At 54.6% G+C, this 21,647-nt stretch carries 20 protein-coding genes; 1 reads left to right on the top strand and 19 read right to left on the bottom strand.

Annotated elements, in window-relative coordinates; genetic code table 11:
• Nucleotides 1-121: 121 nt before the first annotated feature.
• The 17 genes from glmS to AACY26_RS09805 all read right to left on the bottom strand — a co-directional run bounded on the left by glmS (nucleotide 122) and on the right by AACY26_RS09805 (nucleotide 17,431).
• Nucleotides 122-1,972 (bottom strand): glutamine--fructose-6-phosphate transaminase (isomerizing), encoded by a 1,851-nt coding sequence (gene glmS, locus AACY26_RS09885; protein ID WP_339513514.1) that lies wholly within the window; start codon nucleotides 1,970-1,972, stop codon nucleotides 122-124.
• 10 nt (nucleotides 1,973-1,982) lie between these two features.
• Entirely contained in the window at nucleotides 1,983-2,753 is a 771-nt protein-coding gene (locus AACY26_RS09880; RefSeq protein WP_339513513.1) for a DeoR/GlpR family DNA-binding transcription regulator, read from the bottom strand.
• 144 nt (nucleotides 2,754-2,897) lie between these two features.
• The gene (gene glmU, locus AACY26_RS09875) at nucleotides 2,898-4,256 is read right to left on the bottom strand and encodes a bifunctional UDP-N-acetylglucosamine diphosphorylase/glucosamine-1-phosphate N-acetyltransferase GlmU (RefSeq protein WP_339513511.1); all 1,359 of its coding nucleotides are present in this window, start codon (nucleotides 4,254-4,256) and stop codon (nucleotides 2,898-2,900) included.
• A 133-nt stretch (nucleotides 4,257-4,389) separates the two neighbouring features.
• On the bottom strand, nucleotides 4,390-4,815 hold the full coding sequence (locus AACY26_RS09870; protein ID WP_339513509.1) for a F0F1 ATP synthase subunit epsilon: 426 nt from the start codon (nucleotides 4,813-4,815) through the stop codon (nucleotides 4,390-4,392).
• Between the two features lie 77 nt (nucleotides 4,816-4,892).
• A complete protein-coding gene (gene atpD / locus AACY26_RS09865) occupies nucleotides 4,893-6,269 on the bottom strand; it encodes a F0F1 ATP synthase subunit beta (RefSeq protein WP_339513507.1) in 1,377 nt (458 codons plus the stop codon).
• Nucleotides 6,270-6,299: 30 nt separating this feature from the next.
• The gene (gene atpG / locus AACY26_RS09860; protein WP_010487840.1) at nucleotides 6,300-7,160 is read right to left on the bottom strand and encodes a F0F1 ATP synthase subunit gamma; all 861 of its coding nucleotides are present in this window, start codon (nucleotides 7,158-7,160) and stop codon (nucleotides 6,300-6,302) included.
• A 50-nt stretch (nucleotides 7,161-7,210) separates the two neighbouring features.
• Complete coding sequence (gene atpA / locus AACY26_RS09855; protein ID WP_339513502.1) at nucleotides 7,211-8,755, bottom strand: F0F1 ATP synthase subunit alpha; 1,545 nt, start codon at nucleotides 8,753-8,755, stop codon at nucleotides 7,211-7,213.
• A 21-nt stretch (nucleotides 8,756-8,776) separates the two neighbouring features.
• Entirely contained in the window at nucleotides 8,777-9,313 is a 537-nt protein-coding gene (locus AACY26_RS09850) for a F0F1 ATP synthase subunit delta (RefSeq protein WP_339513500.1), read from the bottom strand.
• A 14-nt stretch (nucleotides 9,314-9,327) separates the two neighbouring features.
• On the bottom strand, nucleotides 9,328-9,798 hold the full coding sequence (locus AACY26_RS09845; RefSeq protein WP_010487844.1) for a F0F1 ATP synthase subunit B: 471 nt from the start codon (nucleotides 9,796-9,798) through the stop codon (nucleotides 9,328-9,330).
• A gap of 56 nt (nucleotides 9,799-9,854) precedes the next feature.
• Complete coding sequence (gene atpE / locus AACY26_RS09840) at nucleotides 9,855-10,112, bottom strand: F0F1 ATP synthase subunit C (protein ID WP_003097235.1); 258 nt, start codon at nucleotides 10,110-10,112, stop codon at nucleotides 9,855-9,857.
• Between the two features lie 136 nt (nucleotides 10,113-10,248).
• A complete protein-coding gene (gene atpB / locus AACY26_RS09835) occupies nucleotides 10,249-11,118 on the bottom strand; it encodes a F0F1 ATP synthase subunit A (RefSeq protein WP_339513495.1) in 870 nt (289 codons plus the stop codon).
• Nucleotides 11,119-11,134: 16 nt separating this feature from the next.
• Nucleotides 11,135-11,542 carry a F0F1 ATP synthase subunit I gene (locus AACY26_RS09830; RefSeq protein ID WP_089360103.1) on the bottom strand — a complete coding sequence of 136 codons (408 nt, stop codon included), beginning with the start codon at nucleotides 11,540-11,542 and terminating at the stop codon, nucleotides 11,135-11,137.
• Nucleotides 11,543-11,700: 158 nt separating this feature from the next.
• The gene (locus AACY26_RS09825; RefSeq protein WP_339513494.1) at nucleotides 11,701-12,573 is read right to left on the bottom strand and encodes a ParB/RepB/Spo0J family partition protein; all 873 of its coding nucleotides are present in this window, start codon (nucleotides 12,571-12,573) and stop codon (nucleotides 11,701-11,703) included.
• A gap of 11 nt (nucleotides 12,574-12,584) precedes the next feature.
• On the bottom strand, nucleotides 12,585-13,373 hold the full coding sequence (locus AACY26_RS09820; RefSeq protein WP_339513493.1) for a ParA family protein: 789 nt from the start codon (nucleotides 13,371-13,373) through the stop codon (nucleotides 12,585-12,587).
• Between the two features lie 12 nt (nucleotides 13,374-13,385).
• Nucleotides 13,386-14,039, bottom strand: a complete 654-nt coding sequence (rsmG, locus tag AACY26_RS09815; protein ID WP_339513491.1) for a 16S rRNA (guanine(527)-N(7))-methyltransferase RsmG — start codon at nucleotides 14,037-14,039, stop codon at nucleotides 13,386-13,388.
• Nucleotides 14,039-15,931, bottom strand: coding sequence for a tRNA uridine-5-carboxymethylaminomethyl(34) synthesis enzyme MnmG (mnmG, locus tag AACY26_RS09810; protein ID WP_339513489.1), 1,893 nt, complete (start codon nucleotides 15,929-15,931; stop codon nucleotides 14,039-14,041). Before mnmG ends, rsmG begins: the two co-directional genes overlap by 1 nt.
• Before the next feature lie 510 nt (nucleotides 15,932-16,441).
• Nucleotides 16,442-17,431 carry a YeiH family protein gene (locus tag AACY26_RS09805; RefSeq protein ID WP_339513487.1) on the bottom strand — a complete coding sequence of 330 codons (990 nt, stop codon included), beginning with the start codon at nucleotides 17,429-17,431 and terminating at the stop codon, nucleotides 16,442-16,444.
• Nucleotides 17,432-17,537: 106 nt separating this feature from the next.
• On the opposite strand from AACY26_RS09805, the gene AACY26_RS09800 reads away from it, so the two are divergent.
• Nucleotides 17,538-18,428 carry a LysR family transcriptional regulator gene (locus tag AACY26_RS09800; RefSeq protein ID WP_339513485.1) on the top strand — a complete coding sequence of 297 codons (891 nt, stop codon included), beginning with the start codon at nucleotides 17,538-17,540 and terminating at the stop codon, nucleotides 18,426-18,428.
• Nucleotides 18,429-18,439: 11 nt separating this feature from the next.
• Here the strand turns inward: AACY26_RS09800 and mnmE are convergent, their stop codons facing one another.
• Together mnmE and yidC are read right to left on the bottom strand one after the other, a co-directional pair.
• Entirely contained in the window at nucleotides 18,440-19,807 is a 1,368-nt protein-coding gene (mnmE, locus tag AACY26_RS09795) for a tRNA uridine-5-carboxymethylaminomethyl(34) synthesis GTPase MnmE (protein ID WP_339513483.1), read from the bottom strand.
• A gap of 89 nt (nucleotides 19,808-19,896) precedes the next feature.
• Nucleotides 19,897-21,645: a membrane protein insertase YidC gene (yidC, locus tag AACY26_RS09790; protein WP_339513481.1), complete on the bottom strand. Its 1,749-nt coding sequence runs from the start codon at nucleotides 21,643-21,645 to the stop codon at nucleotides 19,897-19,899.
• Nucleotides 21,646-21,647 lie beyond the last annotated feature (2 nt).

Genomic DNA, 21,647 nt, shown 5'->3' with positions numbered 1-21,647 from the left:
ATAGCTACTGGCTCAGGCTGGATACGAACCGCTTAGGGGTTGTGGACAACTCAAGTTACCCACAATCCCCATACCAGAGATGGAAAACCAGGACGGTTTCCATCTTTTCTATCTCTGGCCGTCACTCAACAGTGACGGACTTGGCCAGGTTGCGCGGCTGGTCGACATCTGTGCCCTTGAGCACGGCGACGTAGTACGACAGCAGTTGCAGCGGGATGGTGTAGAGAATCGGTGCAAGCGCATCGTGGATATGCGGCATGTTGACCACGTGTGTGCCTTCGCCATTGCTCATGCCAGCTTTCTCATCAGCAAATACAATCAGCTCACCGCCGCGTGCACGGACTTCCTGCAGGTTGGATTTAAGCTTCTCAAGCAACTCGTTATTCGGCGCCACGGTAACCACCGGCATATCTGCATCAACCAAGGCCAATGGGCCGTGCTTGAGCTCGCCTGCAGGGTAGGCTTCAGCGTGGATGTATGAAATCTCCTTGAGCTTCAAGGCGCCTTCCATCGCGACCGGGTACTGCGCCCCGCGTCCCAGGAACAAGGTGTGGTGCTTCTCGGCAAAGTGCTCGGAAACCTTTTCCACCACAGCGTCCATCGCCAAGGCTTCACCCAGGCGGGTTGGAAGGCGGCGCAGCTCGGCGACCAACTCTGCCTCAAGCTGTGGATCAAGCGTGCCACGAACACGGCCCATGGCCAGCGTCAGCAACATCAGCGCGACCAGTTGCGTGGTGAAGGCCTTGGTTGAAGCCACGCCAATTTCCGGCCCAGCCAGCGTCAGCAACGTCAGGTCGGACTCGCGAACCAGCGAGCTGATACCCACGTTACAAATTGCCAGACTGGCCAGGTAACCGCCTTGCTCTGGACTCAGGTCCTTGGCGTTGCGCAGCGCCGCCAAGGTGTCGGCGGTTTCACCAGACTGCGAGATGCTGACAAACAAGGTGTCGGGCTGGACCACCACCTTGCGATAACGGAACTCGCTGGCCACTTCGATCTGGCACGGAATACCGGCCAACTCTTCGAGCCAGTAACGCGCAACCATACCGGCGTGATAGCTGGTACCGCAGGCGACGATCTGAATGTTTTTAACCTTGGCGAATATATCCGCTGCTTGTGGGCCAAATGCCTGCACTAGAACGTGATCATCGGCCAGACGTCCTTCCAGAGTGCGCTGAACTACAGCTGGCTGCTCGTGGATTTCCTTGAGCATAAAGTGGCGATATTCACCCTTGTCGGCAGCCTCTGCACCTTCGTGGTATTGCACCTGCTCACGTTTTACCGACTTGCCGTCTACATCCCAGATCTGCACCTCATCACGGCAAATCTGCGCGATATCGCCCTCTTCCAGGTACATGAAACGGTCAGTCACCTGACGTAGGGCGAGTTGGTCGGATGCAAGGAAGTTTTCGCCAATACCCAAGCCGATCACCAGCGGGCTGCCGCTGCGGGCTGCGACAATGCGGTCGGGCTGCTTGGCGCTGATAACCGCCAAACCATAAGCGCCATGCAACTGCTTGACCGCCACTTTGAGTGCGGCGCTAAGGTCTGCTTCGGTCTTCAGGGTGTGATCGAGCAGGTGCACTATCACTTCGGTGTCAGTGTCGGAGCTGAAGCTGTAGCCCAAGCCCTTGAGCTGATCACGCAAGGCATCGTGGTTTTCAATGATGCCGTTGTGCACAACCGCCAAGTGATGCCCGGAGAAATGTGGGTGTGCATTGCGCTCACTCGGTGCGCCATGCGTCGCCCAACGGGTGTGCGCGATGCCAACGCGGCCTGGCAATGGCTCAGCCTTGAGCGCGGCTTCAAGCTCGCTGACCTTGCCAACCCGGCGACGGCGATCCAACTCGCCCGCCTCGTTCAGCAGCGCAACACCGGCGCTGTCGTAACCGCGATATTCAAGGCGCTTGAGGCCCTCAACCAGCACAGCGGTGATATTACGTTCTGCTACAGCGCCGACGATTCCACACATAATTGGCTCCTTAAGACTCTATGCGCGCGCAGATCAACTTGATCCCGCGCGCCTGCAATTGGGTTCGAGCGTCCTGGTCCAGGCGCTCATCGGTTATCAGGGTATGTACACGTGCCCAAGGCAATTCGAGGTTGGGGATCTTGCGACCGATCTTGTCGCTCTCCACCATCACAATCACTTCACGAGCGACCTCAGCCATGACTTGGCTCAGGCCCAGCAATTCATTGAATGTTGTTGTGCCCCGCGCCAAATCGATACCGTCCGCGCCGATAAACAGCTGGTCGAAATCGTATGAACGCAGCACCTGTTCCGCGACCTGCCCCTGGAATGACTCTGAATGCGGGTCCCAGGTGCCGCCCGTCATCAACAACACAGGTTCGTCTTCCAACTCACGCAGGGCATTGGCAACATTGAGCGAGTTGGTCATCACCACCAAGCCTGGCTTGCGCCCCAGTTCTGGGATCATCGCTGCGGTGGTGGTGCCGCTGTCGATGATGATCCGCGCATGCTCACGGATACAACTGACCCCGGCACGGGCAATGGCCAGCTTATAACTCGATATGGGTTGGCTGACGTCGACCATCAGCTCTTGCGGCAACTGCACCGCGCCGCCATAACGGCGCAACAACAGGCCGTTTTTCTCAAGCGCGGCCAGATCCTTGCGGATGGTGACTTCAGAAGTCGAAAAGCGTTTCGCCAACTCGTCCACACTGACTTCGCCCTGCTCGGTGAGCAAGGCAAGTATTGAGTGGCGACGTTGGGGGGTGTTGCGTTTCGACATGCTTTAAGTTTCGATTCGAAAGATAATTTCGCAAATCAAAACCTAACGAAGCTTTTAGGTCAAGCAAAACAATAAAAAGGCCGCCAAATGGCAGCCTTTTCAAAGTTATCAACAGCTCAAACGAAAGATAAGCCGTTAACAGCGCTATTTCTTGGTCGGTCGCTTCCAGCCTTCGATATTGCGCTGTTTGCCGCGCCCCACAGCCAGGTTATCCACAGGCACGTCGCTGGTGACGACCGAGCCAGCGCCAGTGGTCACCCGATCACCCAGGTTCAGCGGCGCAACCAGTGAGGTGTTCGAGCCGACAAACACATCTTCGCCCATGACCGTGCGGTGCTTGTTTACGCCGTCATAGTTACAGGTGATGGTACCGGCGCCAATGTTGGTCCGTGCGCCGATTTCAGCGTCGCCCAGGTAGCTCAAGTGGCCGGCTTTAGCGCCTTCACCGAGTACAGCGTTCTTCAGCTCTACAAAGTTACCCACATGCGCCTTGGCACCCAGCACCGCGCCTGGACGCAAACGTGCGAATGGGCCGCAATCGGCACCCTCACCCACTTCAGCGCCTTCAAGATGGCTGTTGGCTTTGACTATTGCGCCTTTGCGCAGGGTGCTGTTCTTGATGATGCAATTGGCGCCGATCTCGACGTTATCCTCAATCACTACTTTGCCTTCGAGGATTACGTTGATGTCGATCATCACATCACGACCAACAGTGACTTCACCTCGCTGATCAAAGCGCGCTGGGTCACGCAGGGTCACGCCTTGCGCCATCAACGCACGCGCCGCACGCAGTTGGTAGTGACGTTCAAGCTCGGCAAGTTGACGGCGATCGTTGGCGCCCTGCACTTCCATCGCGTCCAACGGCTGTTCGGTTGCAACCACCAAACCGTCCGCTACAGCCATGGCGATGACGTCAGTCAGGTAATATTCGCCTTGGGCGTTGCTGTTCGACAGGCGTCCCAGCCAGTCACCCAGCTTGGTCGCTGGCACCGCAAGAATACCGGTGTTACCTTCGTTGATCAGGCGCTGCGCTTCGCTGGCATCTTTATGCTCGACTATGGCTTCGACCTGGCCTGAGGCATTACGCACGATACGGCCATAGCCGGTCGGGTCATCCAGGGTGACAGTCAGCAAACCGAGCTGCTGATCGCTAACCTGCTGCAGCAAGCGTTCAAGCGTGCTCTTTTCGATCAGCGGGACATCGCCATACAGAATCAACACCCGATCACTGGTCAGTGCAGGCAATGCCTGGGCAACTGCGTGGCCTGTACCTAGCTGCTCGGCCTGCATCACGAAATTCAGATCATCTGCAGCAAGGCGCTCGCGCACGGCATCGGCGCCATGGCCAATCACCACATGGATGCCTTGTGGCTTGAGCTCACGGGCGATGTCGATAACATGACCGAGCATCGACTTACCAGCAACCGGGTGCAGCACCTTGGGCAAGGCGGAACGCATGCGTGTGCCCTGGCCTGCTGCAAGAATGACGATATCGAGTGACATAACGAAAGCTACCATTGGTTAAAGACGGAATTCCTTTCCATAGACTGCATTGCGCAGCTTTTTGGCGCAGCAAAGAAAAAGGGTAGCCTAGGCTACCCTTTTACTTAGATGCAAAAAAGTCTGACTGCTGCGATTAGCCGCCGAACTTCTTACGCAATTGCTGGACGGTGCGCAGCTGAGCTGCAGCCTCGGCCAGACGAGCAGCAGCTGAGCCGTAATCGAACTCGGCGCCTTGCTCGCTCAACGCTTTCTCAGCAGCCTTGACGGCTTCCTGAGCGGACGCTTCGTCAAGATCAGCAGCACGCTGCACAGTGTCGGCCAGGACCTTCACCATGTTTGGCTGCACTTCAAGGAAGCCACCAGAGATGTAGAACACCTCGGTTTCGCCGCCTTGCTTGATCAAACGGATTGGACCCGGCTTCAGGTCAGTCAGCAACGGCGCGTGGCCTGGAGTGATACCGATATCACCCAAGTTACCGTGCGCAATTACCATCTCGACCAGTCCGGAAAACATCTCCGCTTCTGCGCTGACGATATCGCAATGGACTGTCATAGCCATAACCTTGCCTCAGATCACAAGCTGTGGATAAGTATTATCCACAACCTGATGCGCCCGTTGCCAGGCGCATAGGGTGATTACAGTTTCTTCGCTTTCTCTACCGCTTCTTCAATGCTGCCGACCATGTAGAACGCTTGCTCTGGCAAGTGATCGTAGTCGCCTTTGAGGATGCCGCTGAAGCCTGCAATGGTGTCTTTCAGGGAAACGTATTTGCCTGGCGAACCGGTGAAGACTTCGGCCACGAAGAATGGCTGAGACAGGAAGCGCTGAATCTTACGAGCACGGGATACCAACTGCTTATCGGCTTCGGACAATTCGTCCATACCCAGAATAGCAATGATGTCCTTCAGCTCTTTGTAACGCTGCAGTACGTACTGAACGCCACGAGCGGTGTCGTAGTGCTCCTGGCCAATCACCTGCGGGTCGAGCTGGCGAGAGGTGGAGTCCAACGGATCCACAGCTGGGTAGATACCCAACGAAGCGATGTCACGGGACAATACGACGGTTGCGTCCAAGTGGGCGAAGGTGGTCGCCGGGGACGGGTCAGTCAAGTCATCCGCTGGTACGTATACGGCCTGGATCGAAGTAATCGAACCGGTCTTGGTCGAAGTGATACGCTCTTGCAGAACGCCCATCTCTTCGGCCAGGGTCGGCTGATAACCTACTGCCGACGGCATACGGCCGAGCAGTGCGGATACTTCAGTACCGGCCAGGGTGTAACGGTAGATGTTGTCCACGAAGAACAGAACATCGCGGCCTTCATCACGGAACTTCTCAGCCATGGTCAGACCGGTCAACGCTACGCGCAGACGGTTGCCCGGTGGCTCGTTCATCTGACCGTAGACCAGGGCTACCTTGTCAAGAACGTTGGAATCCTTCATCTCGTGGTAGAAGTCGTTACCCTCACGAGTACGCTCACCCACACCGGCGAACACGGAATAACCGCTGTGCTCGATGGCGATGTTACGGATCAGTTCCATCATGTTTACGGTTTTACCAACACCGGCACCACCGAACAGACCAACCTTACCGCCTTTGGCAAACGGGCAGATCAGGTCGATAACCTTGATGCCTGTTTCCAGCAGTTCGTTGCTGCCCGCTTGTTCAGCGTAAGTAGGCGCAGGACGGTGAATGCCCCAACGCTCTTCTTCGCCAATCGGGCCAGCTTCGTCGATTGGGTTGCCCAGTACGTCCATGATACGGCCGAGGGTCTTAACCCCAACCGGTACCTGGATGTTGCTACCTGTGCTGTCGACGTCCAGGCCACGTTTCAGGCCTTCGGTCGAACCCATTGCAATTGTACGAACCACGCCGTCGCCCAGCTGCTGCTGAACTTCGAGGGTGGTTTCAGCGCCGACTACTTTCAACGCTTCATAAACACTCGGCACATGATCACGCGGGAATTCCACGTCGATAACGGCGCCGATGATTTGAACGATACGTCCGCTACTCATCTTTGGTTCCTCTGAATATTTGAACCGTTCTTAAACCGCGGCAGCGCCGCCGACGATTTCCGAAATCTCTTGGGTAATTGCTGCCTGACGCGCCTTGTTATAGATCAGCTGTAGATCACCAATCAAATCACCGGCGTTGTCGGTGGCGTTCTTCATTGCAATCATCCGTGCAGCCTGTTCAGCCGCATTGTTCTCAACCACTGCCTGGTACACCTGCGACTCCACGTAACGCACCATCAAGCCTTCGAGAAGCTCTTTGGCGTCGGGTTCGTACAGGTAGTCCCAGTGATGCTTGAGCTCTTGATCCGGAGTCGCCACCAATGGAATCAACTGCTCCACTGTCGGCTGTTGCGTCATGGTGTTGATGAACTTGTTCGAGACCACGGACAAACGATCGATACGACCTTCGAGGTACGCATCGAGCATTACCTTGACGCTACCAATCAGATCATTGATCGATGGTTCTTCGCCCAGGTGGCTGATCGCAGCAACTACATTGCCACCAAAGTTACGGAAAAACGCCGCACCTTTGCTACCAATCACGCAGAGATCGATCTCCACGCCTTGCTCGCGATTGCTCGCCATGTCTTTGACCAGAGCCTTGAACAGGTTGGTGTTCAGACCACCACACAGACCACGGTCACTGCTTACCACTACATAACCTACACGCTTGGTTTCGCGCTCGATCATGAACGGGTGGCGGTATTCCGGGTTGGCGTTGGCCAGATGACCAATTACCTGGCGGATACGCTCCGCGTAGGGACGGCTCGACGCCATGCGCATTTGTGCTCTGCGCATTTTGCTTACCGCCACCTTCTCCATGGCGCTGGTGATCTTCTGCGTGCTTTTGATGCTCGCAATCTTGCTGCGAATCTCTTTTGCGCCTGCCATTTGACACCTATCAGGTTAGCAAGCGAGGGCCGTGAAGCCCTCGCTGCGGCTTACCAGGTTTGGGTGGCTTTGAACTTCTCGATACCGGCTTTGAAGCCAGCGTCGATTTCGTCGTTGAAGTCACCCTTCACGTTAATCTTCGCCAACAAGTCAGCGTGATCACGGTTGAAGTAAGCAATCAGGGCTTGCTCGAATGCACCAACTTTGGCGACTTCGACATCCCGCAGGAAACCACGCTCAGCTGCGTACAGCGACAGCGCCATGTCTGCGATAGACATTGGTGCATATTGCTTCTGCTTCATCAGCTCAGTAACGCGTTCACCGTGCTCAAGTTGCTTACGAGTAGCCTCGTCCAGGTCAGATGCGAACTGGGCGAATGCCGCCAATTCACGGTACTGAGCCAGAGCGGTACGGATACCACCGGAAAGCTTCTTGATGATCTTGGTTTGAGCCGCACCACCTACACGGGATACCGAGATACCAGCGTTGACCGCTGGACGGATACCGGAGTTGAACATCGAGGTCTCAAGGAAGATCTGACCGTCAGTGATCGAAATCACGTTGGTTGGTACGAACGCAGAAACGTCGCCAGCCTGGGTTTCAATGATTGGCAGAGCGGTCAAAGAACCGGTTTTGCCAGTCACAGCACCATTGGTGAACTTCTCAACATACTCTTCGGATACGCGCGATGCACGCTCCAACAGACGGCTGTGGAGATAGAACACGTCACCTGGGTAAGCTTCACGGCCTGGTGGACGGCGCAGCAACAGGGAAATCTGACGATAAGCCACTGCTTGCTTGGACAGATCGTCATAAACGATCAGCGCGTCTTCACCACGGTCACGGAAGTATTCACCCATGGTGCAACCGGAGTAGGCAGAAATGTACTGCAGCGCTGGGGATTCAGAAGCCGAGGCAGCCACCACGATGGTGTTGGCCAGGGCGCCGTTCTCTTCCAGCTTGCGCACAACGTTGGCGATGGTCGATTGCTTCTGACCGATGGCTACGTATACGCACTTAATGCCGCTGTTTTTCTGATTGATGATGGCGTCAACTGCCAAAGCAGTTTTACCGATCTGACGGTCACCAATGATCAGCTCACGCTGGCCACGGCCTACCGGGATCATGGCATCGACTGACTTGTAGCCAGTCTGTACCGGCTGATCAACCGACTTACGCCAGATCACGCCCGGTGCAACCTTTTCAACAGCGTCGGTAGCGACGTTGTTCAGCGGGCCTTTACCGTCGATTGGATTACCCAATGCGTCAACAACACGACCCAGCAGTTCCGGACCAACCGGAACTTCGAGGATACGGCCGGTGCACTTCGCGCTCATGCCTTCTGCGAGCGTGGTGTATGCACCCAGTACGACTGCACCCACGGAGTCTTGCTCCAGGTTCAGTGCCATACCGTAGACGCCACCCGGGAACTCGATCATTTCGCCGTACATAACATCGGCGAGACCGTGAATACGCACAATACCGTCAGATACGCTGACGATAGTGCCTTCGTTTCGGGCTTGGGAAGAGACGTCGAGTTTCTCGATACGTCCCTTGATGATTTCACTTATTTCGGAAGGATTGAGTTGCTGCATAGCTCTGCTGCCCCTTCAAACTCAAGATTTCAATGCTTCGGCCAGTTTCGCGATTTTGCCGCGAACTGAGCCATCGATAACCAGGTCGCCGGCGCGAATGATGACACCACCTATTAGATTGGCATCCTCCGCGGCGTGCAGACGCACTTCTCGACCGAGCCGTGCACTGAGAACCTTGGCGAGTTTGTCTTGCTGTTCATCGTTCAACGCAAAAGCACTGGTGACATCAACGTCAATCGACTTTTCCTGCTCAGCCTTATACAGCTCGAACAGTTCAACGATTTCCGGCAGCAAAGCCAGACGATCGTTTTCAGCCAATACGTGGATGAAATTGCCTACTTGTGCGTCAAACTTGTCACCACACACTTCAATAAAAGTGGTGGCCTTGTCTTTACTCGTCAAACGCGGGGCCTTGAGCACGCGCTGGATGGTATCGTCTTCCGATACCGCAGCAGCCAGGCCGAGCATGGCTGACCAATTGGCCAGTTGCTGATGAGCCTGGGCGTACTCGAAGGCAGCCTTAGCGTAAGGTCGGGCCAACGTGGTCAATTCTGCCATGATCGCGCCCTCGCTTAAATTTCCGCTGCCAGTTTAGAAACCAGCTCCGCGTGCGCGTTTTGGTCGATTGAAACGCCCAAGATCTTCTCAGCACCACCGACAGCCAGAGCACCCACTTGGGCACGCAGCGCGTCTTTGACACTGTTGATTTCTTGTTCGATCTCAGCCTGAGCCTGAGCCTTCACACGGTCAGCTTCAACGCGAGCCTGTTCACGGGCTTCGTCGACAATCTGGGTACCGCGTTTCTTGGCTTGCTCAATAATTTCTGCTGCCTGTGTTTTAGCTTCGCGCAGTTGTTGACCCGCTTTTTCTTGGGCCAACTCCAAATCACGAGCTGCACGGTTGGCAGCGTCCAGACCTTCTGCGATCTTCTTTTGACGTTCTTGCAGAGCAGTGATGACCGGAGGCCATACGTACTTCATGCAGAACATCACGAAGATGAAGAAGGCAACGGCCTGGCCAATCAGGGTTGCATTAATGTTCACGCCAACACCTCGCTCGTTCGTTGTCTATCAAACCAAGCACTCGACTTATCGAGTGATTAGCCTGCGATTTGACCAACGAAAGGGTTCGCGAAGGTGAAGAACAGTGCGATACCAACACCGATCATGGTCACGGCGTCGAGCAAGCCCGCAACGATGAACATTTTCACTTGCAGCATCGGAACCATTTCTGGCTGACGCGCTGCGCCTTCCAGGAATTTGCCGCCCAGCAGGCCGAAACCAATGGCAGTACCAAGGGCGCCCAGGCCGATTAGCAGAGCAACAGCGATCGCAGTTAAACCAACTACAGTTTCCATTTTTCCTCCCGACTTTTATGTCGTATTGGTTAAGTGTTTCTAAGGTTAAGCGGTAAAGCTAAATCGTTTGTCCAGCATGCCCTCACGGGCGTCCACCGACAGCGCTGCGCTCCGCTTTATACGGAGCGCAAAGCTATTAGTGGTTGTCTTCGTGAGCCATCGACAGGTAGACGATGGTCAGCATCATGAAGATGAAGGCTTGCAGCGTGATGATCAGGATGTGGAACACCGCCCACGCCCAGCTCAGGGCAACGCCCAGGGTGCTGAGCAAGAACATGCCACTGCCGAACATCACGGCAATCAGAATAAAGATCAGTTCGCCGGCATACATGTTACCGAACAGACGCAGTGCCAAAGAGATTGGCTTTGCAATCAGGGTCACGAACTCAAGCAAGAAGTTCACCGGGATCAACAGTGCTTGAACCAGAATGTTCTTGCTGCCGAATGGGTGCAGGGTCAGTTCGCCAATGAAGCCGCCGATGCCCTTGACCTTGATGCTGTAGAAAATGATCAATGCAAACACCGACAGGGCCATGCCCAGCGTCGCGTTTGGATCGGTGGTAGGTACCACACGGAAGAACATGTGCTCGTCACCCGCGATTTTCTGCGCCAGAACGGGCAGGAAATCCACCGGAACCAAGTCCATCAAGTTCATCAGGAAGATCCAGACGAAGATGGTCAAGGCCAAAGGTGCGATCAGCATGTTGCGGCCATGGAAGGTGTCTTTGACACTGCTATCGACGAACTCGATCAGCACTTCAACGAAGTTCTGCAAGCCGCCAGGCTGGCCACTGGTAGCACGTTTGGCTGCCATGCGGAAAATTAGAATGAAAATCAGGCCAAGAGCCACGGACCAACCCAGGGTATCCACGTGGAATGCCCAGAAGCCCATTTCTTTAGCTTGTTCTGCTGTGTGAGCGAAACCCCAGTCACCAGAAGGCAGTTTCCCGAAAGTCAGGTTCTGCAAGTGGTGCTGGATATAGCCCGAAGCGGTTTGTTCTGCCATGTTTGCCTCAAACGCCCTAAGGTCTCAAAAATCTTGTTCTCGTAAGCAGGGGTGCAAACCAGTTGACCAATTGGGTCAGAAGGAAAACGCCGAAGACCGCCAGCGCATCCAATGGCTTCACACCTGCAAACGTCAGTGCAAAAAGCACTGCCGTTAGAATTAATTTGCCCGCTTCACCGGCATAAAAAGACCGGACTATGGCTTGAGCAGCCCTGGCACCGGAAAACCGGAAAGCCTTATGGGCAAAATACACATTCGGCAGCCATGCAATCAGGCCGCCGCACAACCCGGAATACCCGGAGACGCTACCCCGCCACTGCCAAAGAACCGCAGCCGCGATCAATACAACGATCAGTTGGACTACAAGCACCGGGAACACCGGTAGACGATGGAATGGCAAGCGATTCGGCGTGCGAACTTCCATCATTGCTTTCCTGAAATCTGACGTTTTTCGTCAACCGCCAATCCAATAGAACTTGGCATAGTTTGTGCCGTCGAAATGCGCGCAGAGTATAGGGGCGCATGCGCCCCCATTCAACTGTCAGGTAGTGATTTCCGACTAGTGCTACATGTTCAATTGTTTCAGCGAATGTGAGCGAGCACACCTTGCAGCTCATCAAGCGAGCTGTAACGGATCACCAATTGGCCTTTACCCTTCTGGCCATGCTTGATTTGTACCGGAGAGCCTAGCCGCTCAGCGAGGCGTTGTTCAAGGCGGCTGATGTCAGGGTCAACCTTGGCCACCACTTTGGGTTCTTCTTTGTGGCTTAGCCACTGGCGAACCAGGGCTTCGGTCTGACGTACAGTCAGGCCGCGTGCGACAACATGTCGCGCCCCCTCAACCTGCTGCTCGGCTGGTAAACCCAGCAATGCACGGGCATGACCCATTTCCAGGTCGCCATGGGAAAGCAGGGTCTTGATCTCTTCAGGCAAGGCAATCAAGCGCAGCAAGTTGGTGATGGTCACCCGCGACTTACCCACAGCCTCGGCCACTTGTTGCTGGGTCAGTTGGAATTCCTGCTGCAAGCGCTGCAGGGCCATGGCTTCCTCAATCGGATTGAGGTCCTCACGTTGGATATTCTCAATCAGCGCCATGGCGATGGCTGCTTCATCGGCCAATTCACGGACCATGGCCGGAATGGTATCGAGACCCGCTTGCTGACTTGCGCGCCAGCGGCGTTCACCGGCCACGATTTCAAAACGACCCTGAGCCACCGGACGCACAACGATAGGTTGCATGACCCCGTGTGACTTGATCGATTGAGCGAGTTCTTCAAGGGCCGCTGGATCCATATCGCGTCGTGGCTGGTATTTGCCACGCTGGATCAGGTCAAGCGGCAGGTATTGCAGTTCACTGCTATCAACCTTTGCCGCTTCTTCCTGCAATGCGTCGACACTGGTGCCACCCAGCAGCGCATCCAAGCCTCGTCCTAGACCTCGTTTCTTGGCGGCCATGCAGAAATTCCTTATGCAGTAACAGTTCGGGCGCGTGAGCGCTGGCGGCGAACCAATTCACCGGCCAGTGCCAAATAAGCGATGGCACCCCGCGATTGCTTGTCATAGACCAACGCCGGCATGCCATAGCTTGGAGCTTCGGCTAAACGCACATTGCGTGGGATTACAGTTTGGTAAAGCAGGTCGCCAAAATGTTCCTTGAGTTGCGCAGAAACATCGTTGGTCAGGCTGATGCGCGGGTCGTACATGGTCCGCAACAGACCTTCAATTTTCAGTGATGGGTTGAGTAGCTTGGCGATGCGCTGAATGCTGTTAACCAGATCACTCAGGCCCTCGAGCGCATAGTACTCACACTGCATCGGAATGATTACGCCATCGGATGCGACTAAGGCGTTAACCGTAAGCATCGACAACGATGGCGGGCAATCAATCAGGATGTAATCGTAATTCTCGCGGATAGGCGCCAATGCGTTAAGCAGGCGACTCTCCTTCATTTTCATTTCCAGCAAGCCAACTTCAGCCGCGGTCAGATCACGGTTGGCTGGCAGCAGTTGATAACCGCCATGCTCCGAGAACTGCATGGCCTGACCCAAATCGCTTTCGCCGATCAATACATCGTAGATCGAGTGTTCCAGGCCGTGTTTATCAACTCCACTGCCCATGGTGGCGTTGCCCTGCGGGTCCAGGTCGATCAACAGCACACGGCGCTTGGTTGCGACCAGTGAGGCAGCCAGGTTGACGCAGGTGGTGGTCTTGCCCACGCCGCCTTTCTGGTTAGCTATTGCGAATACTTTTGCCATGCTGCGTTCCCCTTAGACCGAGCGACGCAGTATCAACAGATGTCGCTGGCCTTGGCAACCGGGAACCTTGAGAACCTGCGTTTTCACCAGCGAGAAATCAGCCGGTAATGCCTGCAGTTCGTCGTCCGGATGCACGCCTTTCATGGCCAGCCATTGGGTGTTGCCATCGCCAAGATGGCGCGTCCAGCTGGAAAAGTCTTTCAGCGAACTGAATGCCCGCGAACTGATTCCGCTAAACGGCAGCTCAGGGGTAAAGCTTTCGACCCGGCTGTGGATAACTTGCAGGTTAGCCAGCTTGAGCTCAAGTTTCACTTGAGTCAAAAAACGGGTTTTCTTGCCGTTGGAGTCCAGCAAGGTGAATTGCTTGTTGGGAAACAGGATGGCCAATGGAATACCTGGCATGCCGCCGCCACTGCCAACATCCAGCCAGTTATCCCCAGCATCATTGACGTAAGGCGCAACGCTGAGGCTATCAAGCAGGTGGCGTGAAACCATTTCATCTGGATTGCGCACAGCGGTCAGGTTGTAGGCTTTATTCCACTTGATCAATAAAGCCAGGTACGCCATGAGCTGCGTTTGCTGCTCGGCTGATATCTCTACACCTAGCTCAACGGCACCTTGAGCCAACTCTGCGGCGTGACTTTCAGTCACCAACGAGGTTCCCATCAAGCGCTCTGCTCCAACTGCTTGCCCGCTCCACGTTTTTTAAGGTGAATCATCAACAGCGAAATCGCAGCCGGTGTGACCCCCGGTATGCGTGACGCCTGGCCGAGGGTTTCAGGCCGCGAGTCGCCCAGCTTGTGCTGGATCTCTTTTGACAGGCCCGAAATTGTCGAATAGTCGATATCCACAGGCAACTTGACGTCTTCGCTGGCACGCAGGCGAGCGATTTCATCTTGTTGGCGGTCTATGTAACCGGCGTACTTGGTCTTGATTTCGACCTGTTCCGCCACTTGCGGGTCCAGCGCACCGCCGCCTGTGGCTTCGATCAACCCGAGATAATCGATCTCAGGCCGCGATAACAGGTTGAGCAGGTTGTATTCGTGGGCCAGTGGCGTGCCAAAACGTTGAGAAATGGCATCGCCATCTGCAGTGTTTGGCCGAACCCAAGTGCTTTTCAAACGCTGTTCTTCCTGGGCGATGGCTTCGCGCTTGGTTTCAAATGCAGCCCAGCGCTGGTCATCGACCAAGCCAAGCTCGCGGCCTTTTTCAGTCAGGCGCAAGTCGGCGTTATCTTCGCGCAGGATCAGGCGATACTCGGCGCGAGACGTGAACATCCGGTAAGGCTCTTGAGTGCCAAGTGTAATCAGGTCATCGACCAATACGCCGATATAGGCTTCATCACGACGCGGGCACCAAGCATCTTTGCCCTGGGCACGCAGCGCAGCGTTGGCACCGGCGAGCAAACCTTGTGCTCCAGCTTCTTCGTAACCTGTGGTGCCATTGATTTGGCCAGCAAAGAACAAACCGGCAATCACCTTGGTTTCCAGGCTGTATTTCAAGTCGCGCGGGTCGAAATAATCGTACTCTATGGCGTAGCCGGGACGCACGATATGTGCGTTTTCCATGCCGACAATCGAGCGAACAATCTGGATTTGCACGTCGAACGGCAATGAGGTTGAGATGCCGTTGGGGTAAAGCTCGTGGGTGTTCAGGCCTTCAGGCTCGATAAACACTTGATGGCTTTGCTTGTCGGCAAAGCGGTGAATCTTGTCTTCGATAGACGGGCAATAGCGCGGACCAACGCCTTCGATCACCCCGGAATACATCGGCGAGCGATCAAGGTTGGCGGCAATGATTTCGTGAGTGCGAGCATTGGTATGGGTAATCCAGCAGCTCACTTGCTGCGGATGCTGCTCTTTCGACCCAAGGAACGACATTACAGGGATTGGGGTATCGCCGGGTTGCTCGGTCATCACCGAGAAATCGACTGAGCGACCGTCGATCCGTGGCGGTGTGCCGGTTTTCAGGCGACCCACGCGCAGCGGTAATTCACGTAATCGATGGGCCAGGGCAATCGAAGGCGGATCACCGGCGCGTCCACCTGAATAATTCTGCAAACCAATGTGGATAAGTCCGCCAAGAAAGGTGCCTGTGGTCAATACCACCGAGTCTGCAAGAAAGCGCAGCCCCATCTGGGTAACAACCCCTTTGACTTCATCGTTTTCAACGATCAGGTCATCAGCGGCCTGTTGGAATATCCACAGATTGTCTTGGTTTTCCAGGGTTTCGCGAATAACAGCTTTGTAAAGCACCCGATCAGCTTGTGCGCGGGTGGCGCGTACGGCTGGGCCTTTACGGCTGTTCAGAACACGGAACTGAATGCCCGCCTTGTCAGTAGCGGTTGCCATGGCGCCGCCAAGTGCGTCGATTTCCTTCACCAAATGGCTTTTACCAATCCCGCCAATTGCAGGGTTGCAGCTCATTTGACCAAGGGTTTCCACGTTATGGGTCAGCAGCAAGGTTTTTACACCCATGCGTGCAGCTGCCAGAGCAGCCTCGGTGCCGGCATGACCGCCGCCGATAACGATCACCTGAAAACGGGAAGGGAAATCCACCACGCACCTCGTGTTTGTTCTGAAATGGGGGGCTTTTGATACGAGCACTGACGATATGTCAGGCACAGAAAAGCTAGCTAGCCGGTAAGTATAGGCAGTTAGACCTGGCTAAAGAAGTCTTTTGCACAAAAAACAGCCAATTGGTCTGTGCTTTTTGCCCGGTGGTCCAGGGAATGCGAGTAGGTCGGTTAATAAAGATAAAAAAGAAAGAATTTTTAAAGATCTTTATTTTTATGTTTATAAAGTAGTAAGCCGTTTTCTGTGGATAGATTTATACAGCCCAATAAATACGTACTGTACAGCGATGTATGGTTCTGTGTGGAGCCTGCATTGAAACTGTCAGATAGCCGTCATTAAGCTGTGGATCAAAGTACTGTTTATCCACAGGCTGGTTTATCCTCACCTTTATCACCGGGTTATGGACTGGGCTTAGGCAGGGTTTTCCACAGGGTTTATGCACAACCGTTTTTTCTGTGGATAGAAGGCTGTAAGCCCTATGTGGCGTGACAGTTACTGGGGAATAATCCAGCTGTTGAGGTAAAAACCGCCGCAGAGCAATACAACAAACAAGCTGGCTGCCAGCAACATCGGTTTGAAACCTGCTTGTTTGATGACGCGCCATTGGGTCTGGCTGCCGAGAGCGGCCATCGCCATTGCCAAGGTCAACTGGCTAAGTAGTTGCAGGCTGTGAATAACTTGAAGCGGTAATGCTGCCCAGCTGTTGATGCAAGCCGCAGCGATAAAACCCAAGACAAACCAGGGCACGGTGATTTTGGCTTTGCTCTGGCCAACAGCCTGTTCTTCGCGAAAGACCAAGCTGCTGAGAATAAGAATGAAGGGTGCCAGCAGCATCACCCTGATCAGCTTGACCACAACCGCCGATTGCAACGCCTCGCCGCCTACTGAATCGCCTGCCGCCACGGCTTGAGCGACTTCATGGACTGTGCTGCCGATATAGATACCGAAGTTGTGTTCGCTCATACCGCTCAGGTGAAACATCAGTGGATAAATAAACATGGCCAAGGTACCGAACAGCACTACGGTTGCCACTGCAATGGTCACGTATTGTTGTTTGGCCTTGAGTACTGGCTCACTGGCCAATACGGCTGCGGCTCCGCAAATCGCGCTACCGGCAGAGATCAGCACGGCCAGGTCGCGGGGCAAGCCAAACAGTCTTATCCCCAGCCAGGTGCCGAGGATCAAGATACTGCTGGTTACAGTGATATCCAGCACCACTGCTTGCCAGCCAACCTGGACTATCTGTTGAAAACTCAAGCTGAAGCCAAACAGGATGATGCCGGTGCGCAGTAACCGCTGTTGGCAGAACCTTGTGAATAACTTTTCACGGTGGGTCGGTTCAGCCAAGTTGAAATGCCCATAAATGGCGCCGAGTACAATCGCCAGCGGCAATGCACTCAAACCGAATTGGCTGACTGCGGGTATTTGCGCGAGTAGCAGTGCGCTTATTGCTATGGCTGGCAGGGCGATCAGGGGGCGCATGGGATTCACATCTATCCATAACAGTTGCTATGGACGACATACTCACGCACAGGTAATGTTAATAAAAATGGATTATTCTTATCCTGTGTATAAGTAAAACCGAACTATGAGCCTAAGTTTAAGACAACTGAAGATCTTTGAAGCCACTGCTCGGCTGGGTCGCCTGACAGCTGCTGCAGATGATCAATCCATCAGCCAGTCTGCTGCGAGCCAGGCCCTGCGCGAGCTTGAGTCTGGACTTGGCTATGCGCTTTTTCACCGCGTAGGCCGCGAACTGTTGATAACCGATGCTGGTCGCGCAGCCTTGCCCAAAGTCGGTTTGATATTGCAAACCTTGGATAATCTTATTCACAGCCCTGTCGATGTGATCAGCGGCACCTTGCGCATCGCTGCCAGCCTGACTATCGCCAGTTACCTGCTACCTAAGCTGCTTAGCAGTTTTATCCACAAGCACGCGCAGGTTGATCCTGATATACGCATCAGTAATACCGAGGATGTGATCAGTGCTGTTGAAAAAGGCCAGGTTCATCTGGGATTGATCGAAGGACCGGCGCTGCATAGCCAGCTGTGCATAACGCCATGGAGCGAAGACCAGCTGCAGGTATTTTGTCGCCCTGATCATCCATTGGCGGCTGTGGGTCAGTTGTCTGCCGAGCAAATATGCGAGCAACGCTGGGTGCTGCGAGAACCGGGCTCAGGCACCCGGGCGGTATTTGATGCTGCGGTGCAGCAGGTGTCAGGCCAGGTCAAACTGGCGCTGGAGTTGAATCGTCAAGAAGCAATCAAGCAATCGGTAAAGGCCGGGCTTGGTATTGGTTGTTTGTCGGGATTATCGATTGCCGAACAAGTGGCGACGGGGGACCTGGTTATTCTGCAAACCCCGTTAGAGTTGCGTCGGCGTTTCTCTTTGGTCACCCAACCCCTGTATGAGAGCAACGCTTTGGCGCAGGCATTTATTGCGCACCTGCAGCACAATATCCCCGTTGTGGATAACTGAGCCGCAGAAAGCTACTTACCAATGCAAAAGCTTGAGAAGATCCGCCCCAGCAGGTCATCAGAACTGAATGCCCCGGTAATCTCGCCAAGGGCCTGTTGCGCGTGGCGCAAGTCTTCTGCAAGCAGCTCACCTGCGCCTGCAAGGGTCAGCTGTGCATAACCGTGATCAAGATGGGTCTGGGCTTGATGAAGGGCGTCCAAATGCCTGCGTCGAGCGCTAAAGCTGCTTTCGGAGGTCTGTTGATAACCCATGCAGGCTTTCAGGTGCTCGCGCAGCAAGTCCAGACCTTCTGCTGATTTCGCCGACAGGCTAATAGTGACGTGGCCATCATTGCTCACCTCAATGGATACAGGCTCATTACTCAGGTCGGCCTTGTTGCGAATCAAGGTGACCTTTGCCGGATCCGGGCGCAAATCGAGAAACTCCGGCCACAGCATGAATGGATCCGCTGCTTCCGGCGCAGTCGAATCAACCACCAGCAATATGCGGTCGGCTTCAGAAATAGCTTTTAACGCTCGCTCAACGCCGATCTTTTCCACATGGTCTTCGGTATCGCGCAGACCGGCGGTATCCACCACGTGCAATGGCATTCCGTCGATGTGGATATGTTCACGCAACACATCACGAGTGGTGCCGGCAATCTCGGTGACGATTGCAGCCTCACGGCCAGCCAAGGCATTGAGCAAACTCGACTTGCCTGCGTTGGGCCGACCGGCAATTACAACCGTCATGCCGTCACGCAGCAGTGCGCCCTGACCCGCCTCACGTAGCACGTTGAGCAATTCAGCGCGCACGTCCTCAAGCAGGCTCAATACATGGCCATCGGCCAAGAAATCGATTTCCTCTTCGGGGAAGTCGATAGCTGCCTCAACATAAATACGCAAGTTGATAAGGCGTTCAGTCAAGTCATGCACGCGCCGTGAGAATTCACCTTGCAACGACCGCAATGCATTGCGTGCAGCTTGTTCCGAGCTGGCTTCAATCAAGTCGGCTATGGCTTCAGCTTGGGCCAGGTCGAGCTTGTCGTTGAGAAATGCACGCTCACTGAATTCACCAGGGCGTGCCAAACGCGCGCCAAGTTGTACACAGCGGCGCAGCAACAGATCCAGCACCACCGGGCCGCCATGCCCTTGCAGTTCCAGCACATCTTCACCGGTGAATGAATTGGGGCCTGGAAAATAGATTGCCAAACCTTCATCGAGTACCGTATCGGCTTCGCTATAGAAAGGTCCGTAGTGTGCGTAGCGCGGTTTCAATTCACGCTGGCAAAACCCCTGTGCCATCGCTCCCGCCAAGGGGCCGGATACCCGAACAATGCCGACCCCGCCGCGGCCTTGTGCGGTGGCGACTGCTGCGATGGTTTCACCCGCTACTTGCATGCTTCTCTCCGAAATCTTATCCACAGGCTACATAACAAAACGCCCCTAAAGAGGGGCGTTTTGTTTACAGCTTAGCCAATTGCGCTTGGCTATTTGGCTTCAGCTGCTTTGGTTGCGGCTTCAATCTTGCGCGTAATGTACCACTGCTGTGCGATCGACAAGCAGTTGTTCACAACCCAGTACATAACCAGACCAGCAGGGAACCAGAGGAAGAAGAAGGTGAAGATGATTGGCATCATTTTCATTACCTTGGCCTGCATCGGGTCCGGCGGTGTCGGGTTCAGCTGCTGCTGGATGAACATCGAAGCGCCCATGATGATCGGCAGAATAAAGAACGGATCTTTAATCGACAGGTCGGTGATCCAGAACATCCAAGGGGCCTGGCGCATTTCCACGCTTTCCAGAAGTACCCAATAGAGTGCGAGGAACACAGGCATCTGTACCAGAATAGGCAAGCAACCACCCAAGGGGTTGATCTTCTCTTTCTTGTACAGCTCCATCATGCCTTGAGACATTTTCTGGCGATCATCGCCAAACTGCTCTTTCAGTGCAGCCATTTTCGGCGCCACTGCACGCATGCGTGCCATCGACTTGTAGCTGGCAGCCGACAGTGGGAAGAAAATCAGCTTGATGATGCAGGTCAGGACAATAATCGACCAGCCCCAGTTACCCAGAATGCTGTGGATATGTTGCAGCAACCAGAAAATCGGTTGAGCGATAAACCAGAGAATGCCGTAGTCGACAGTCAGTTCCAGACCTGGCGAGAGGCTACCCAGGTATTTCTGGATTTTCGGGCCAGCATACAGAGTGGCACCGATTTCACCTGTGCTGCCAGCCGCGACGCTAACGGTTGGGCTGGTATAACCGATGATGTAGTTGCCCTGGCTGTCTTTGCGCGTCTGAATAACGTTGTTTTCGTTCTGATCAGGCACCCATGCAGTTACGAAATAGTGCTGCAGCCAAGCAATCCAGCCACCGCTGACGGTTTCTTTGACGGGCTTCTTGTCGATGTCTTTCATCGACACTTTCTGATAAGTCGAATCAGGTGTCGACATCGCCGCGCCCAGGTAGGTCGCGGTGCTGGTCGCAGTGGTCTTCGATGGATCATCGCTGTCGTCGCGCTTGAGCTGGGCAAACATGTTGCCGCTCCAGGCCGCGCCGCTCTGGTTGTCGATCAGGTATTTAACATCAACCTTATACGACGACGGATCAATACAGCCTGGCTTCTTGAGCATTTGCTCTTTGGCGGAGCACTCAGGATTCAAGCCACGCTTGAAGGTGTAGCGCTTGATGTAATTGACCCCGCCCTCGCTGAGGGTCAGGTCAACCACCAACTGGTTCTGGCCATCGGCCAACTCGTAGCTCTTCTGCGCACTGCTCCACAATGCACGGCCGCTAGATTTATCCGGTGCGTTGCTGCCAATCAGGCCACTTTGCGCCAGGTAAGTGCGTTCGTTGCCGTTATCGAACAGCTGGAAAGGCACGTCTGGACGATCCTGGCGACGTGGATACTGAGGCAACGTCAGTTGTACAACATCACCGCCACTTGGATCGATCGCCAAGTTCAGCACATCAGTCTTGACCCGAATCAGATCTTTGCCTTTGGCAATCTGAGTGGTGTCAGGCTTGAGTTGCTCGCTATTGGCGACAGCCGGGATATCACCAGCGCTGGTGTTTTCAGCGGCAGGCGTATCGGGCAGATCAGCGGAGGTGTTGGAAGTTACTGTCGTATTCTGAGTCGGGTAGTCAGCTTGACCGTAGTCCTGGTTCCACTGAAGAACCATCATATAGGACACGACTGCCAGGGCGACGATCAGGATCGAGCGTTTGATATCCATGA

The sequence above is a fragment of the Pseudomonas sp. RL_15y_Pfl2_60 genome (assembly GCF_963970595.1).
Taxonomy (GTDB): Bacteria; Pseudomonadota; Gammaproteobacteria; order Pseudomonadales; family Pseudomonadaceae; genus Aquipseudomonas.
Note: the sequence above shows the minus strand (reverse complement) of the source record. Positions and strands in the feature narration are given on the sequence as shown.

What these genes read in the sequence shown, in the direction of transcription:
- glmS (WP_339513514.1), bottom strand. Translation starts at nt 1,972, where the DNA reads ATGTGTGGAATCGTCGGCGCTGTAGCAGAACGTAATATCACCGCTGTG.
- AACY26_RS09880 (WP_339513513.1), bottom strand. Translation starts at nt 2,753, where the DNA reads ATGTCGAAACGCAACACCCCCCAACGTCGCCACTCAATACTTGCCTTG.
- glmU (WP_339513511.1), bottom strand. Translation starts at nt 4,256, where the DNA reads ATGTCACTCGATATCGTCATTCTTGCAGCAGGCCAGGGCACACGCATG.
- AACY26_RS09870 (WP_339513509.1), bottom strand. Translation starts at nt 4,815, where the DNA reads ATGGCTATGACAGTCCATTGCGATATCGTCAGCGCAGAAGCGGAGATG.
- atpD (WP_339513507.1), bottom strand. Translation starts at nt 6,269, where the DNA reads ATGAGTAGCGGACGTATCGTTCAAATCATCGGCGCCGTTATCGACGTG.
- atpG (WP_010487840.1), bottom strand. Translation starts at nt 7,160, where the DNA reads ATGGCAGGCGCAAAAGAGATTCGCAGCAAGATTGCGAGCATCAAAAGC.
- atpA (WP_339513502.1), bottom strand. Translation starts at nt 8,755, where the DNA reads ATGCAGCAACTCAATCCTTCCGAAATAAGTGAAATCATCAAGGGACGT.
- AACY26_RS09850 (WP_339513500.1), bottom strand. Translation starts at nt 9,313, where the DNA reads ATGGCAGAATTGACCACGTTGGCCCGACCTTACGCTAAGGCTGCCTTC.
- atpE (WP_003097235.1), bottom strand. Translation starts at nt 10,112, where the DNA reads ATGGAAACTGTAGTTGGTTTAACTGCGATCGCTGTTGCTCTGCTAATC.
- atpB (WP_339513495.1), bottom strand. Translation starts at nt 11,118, where the DNA reads ATGGCAGAACAAACCGCTTCGGGCTATATCCAGCACCACTTGCAGAAC.
- AACY26_RS09830 (WP_089360103.1), bottom strand. Translation starts at nt 11,542, where the DNA reads ATGGAAGTTCGCACGCCGAATCGCTTGCCATTCCATCGTCTACCGGTG.
- AACY26_RS09825 (WP_339513494.1), bottom strand. Translation starts at nt 12,573, where the DNA reads ATGGCCGCCAAGAAACGAGGTCTAGGACGAGGCTTGGATGCGCTGCTG.
- AACY26_RS09820 (WP_339513493.1), bottom strand. Translation starts at nt 13,373, where the DNA reads ATGGCAAAAGTATTCGCAATAGCTAACCAGAAAGGCGGCGTGGGCAAG.
- rsmG (WP_339513491.1), bottom strand. Translation starts at nt 14,039, where the DNA reads ATGGGAACCTCGTTGGTGACTGAAAGTCACGCCGCAGAGTTGGCTCAA.
- AACY26_RS09805 (WP_339513487.1), bottom strand. Translation starts at nt 17,431, where the DNA reads ATGCGCCCCCTGATCGCCCTGCCAGCCATAGCAATAAGCGCACTGCTA.
- AACY26_RS09800 (WP_339513485.1), top strand. Translation starts at nt 17,538, where the DNA reads ATGAGCCTAAGTTTAAGACAACTGAAGATCTTTGAAGCCACTGCTCGG.
- mnmE (WP_339513483.1), bottom strand. Translation starts at nt 19,807, where the DNA reads ATGCAAGTAGCGGGTGAAACCATCGCAGCAGTCGCCACCGCACAAGGC.
- yidC (WP_339513481.1), bottom strand. Translation starts at nt 21,645, where the DNA reads ATGGATATCAAACGCTCGATCCTGATCGTCGCCCTGGCAGTCGTGTCC.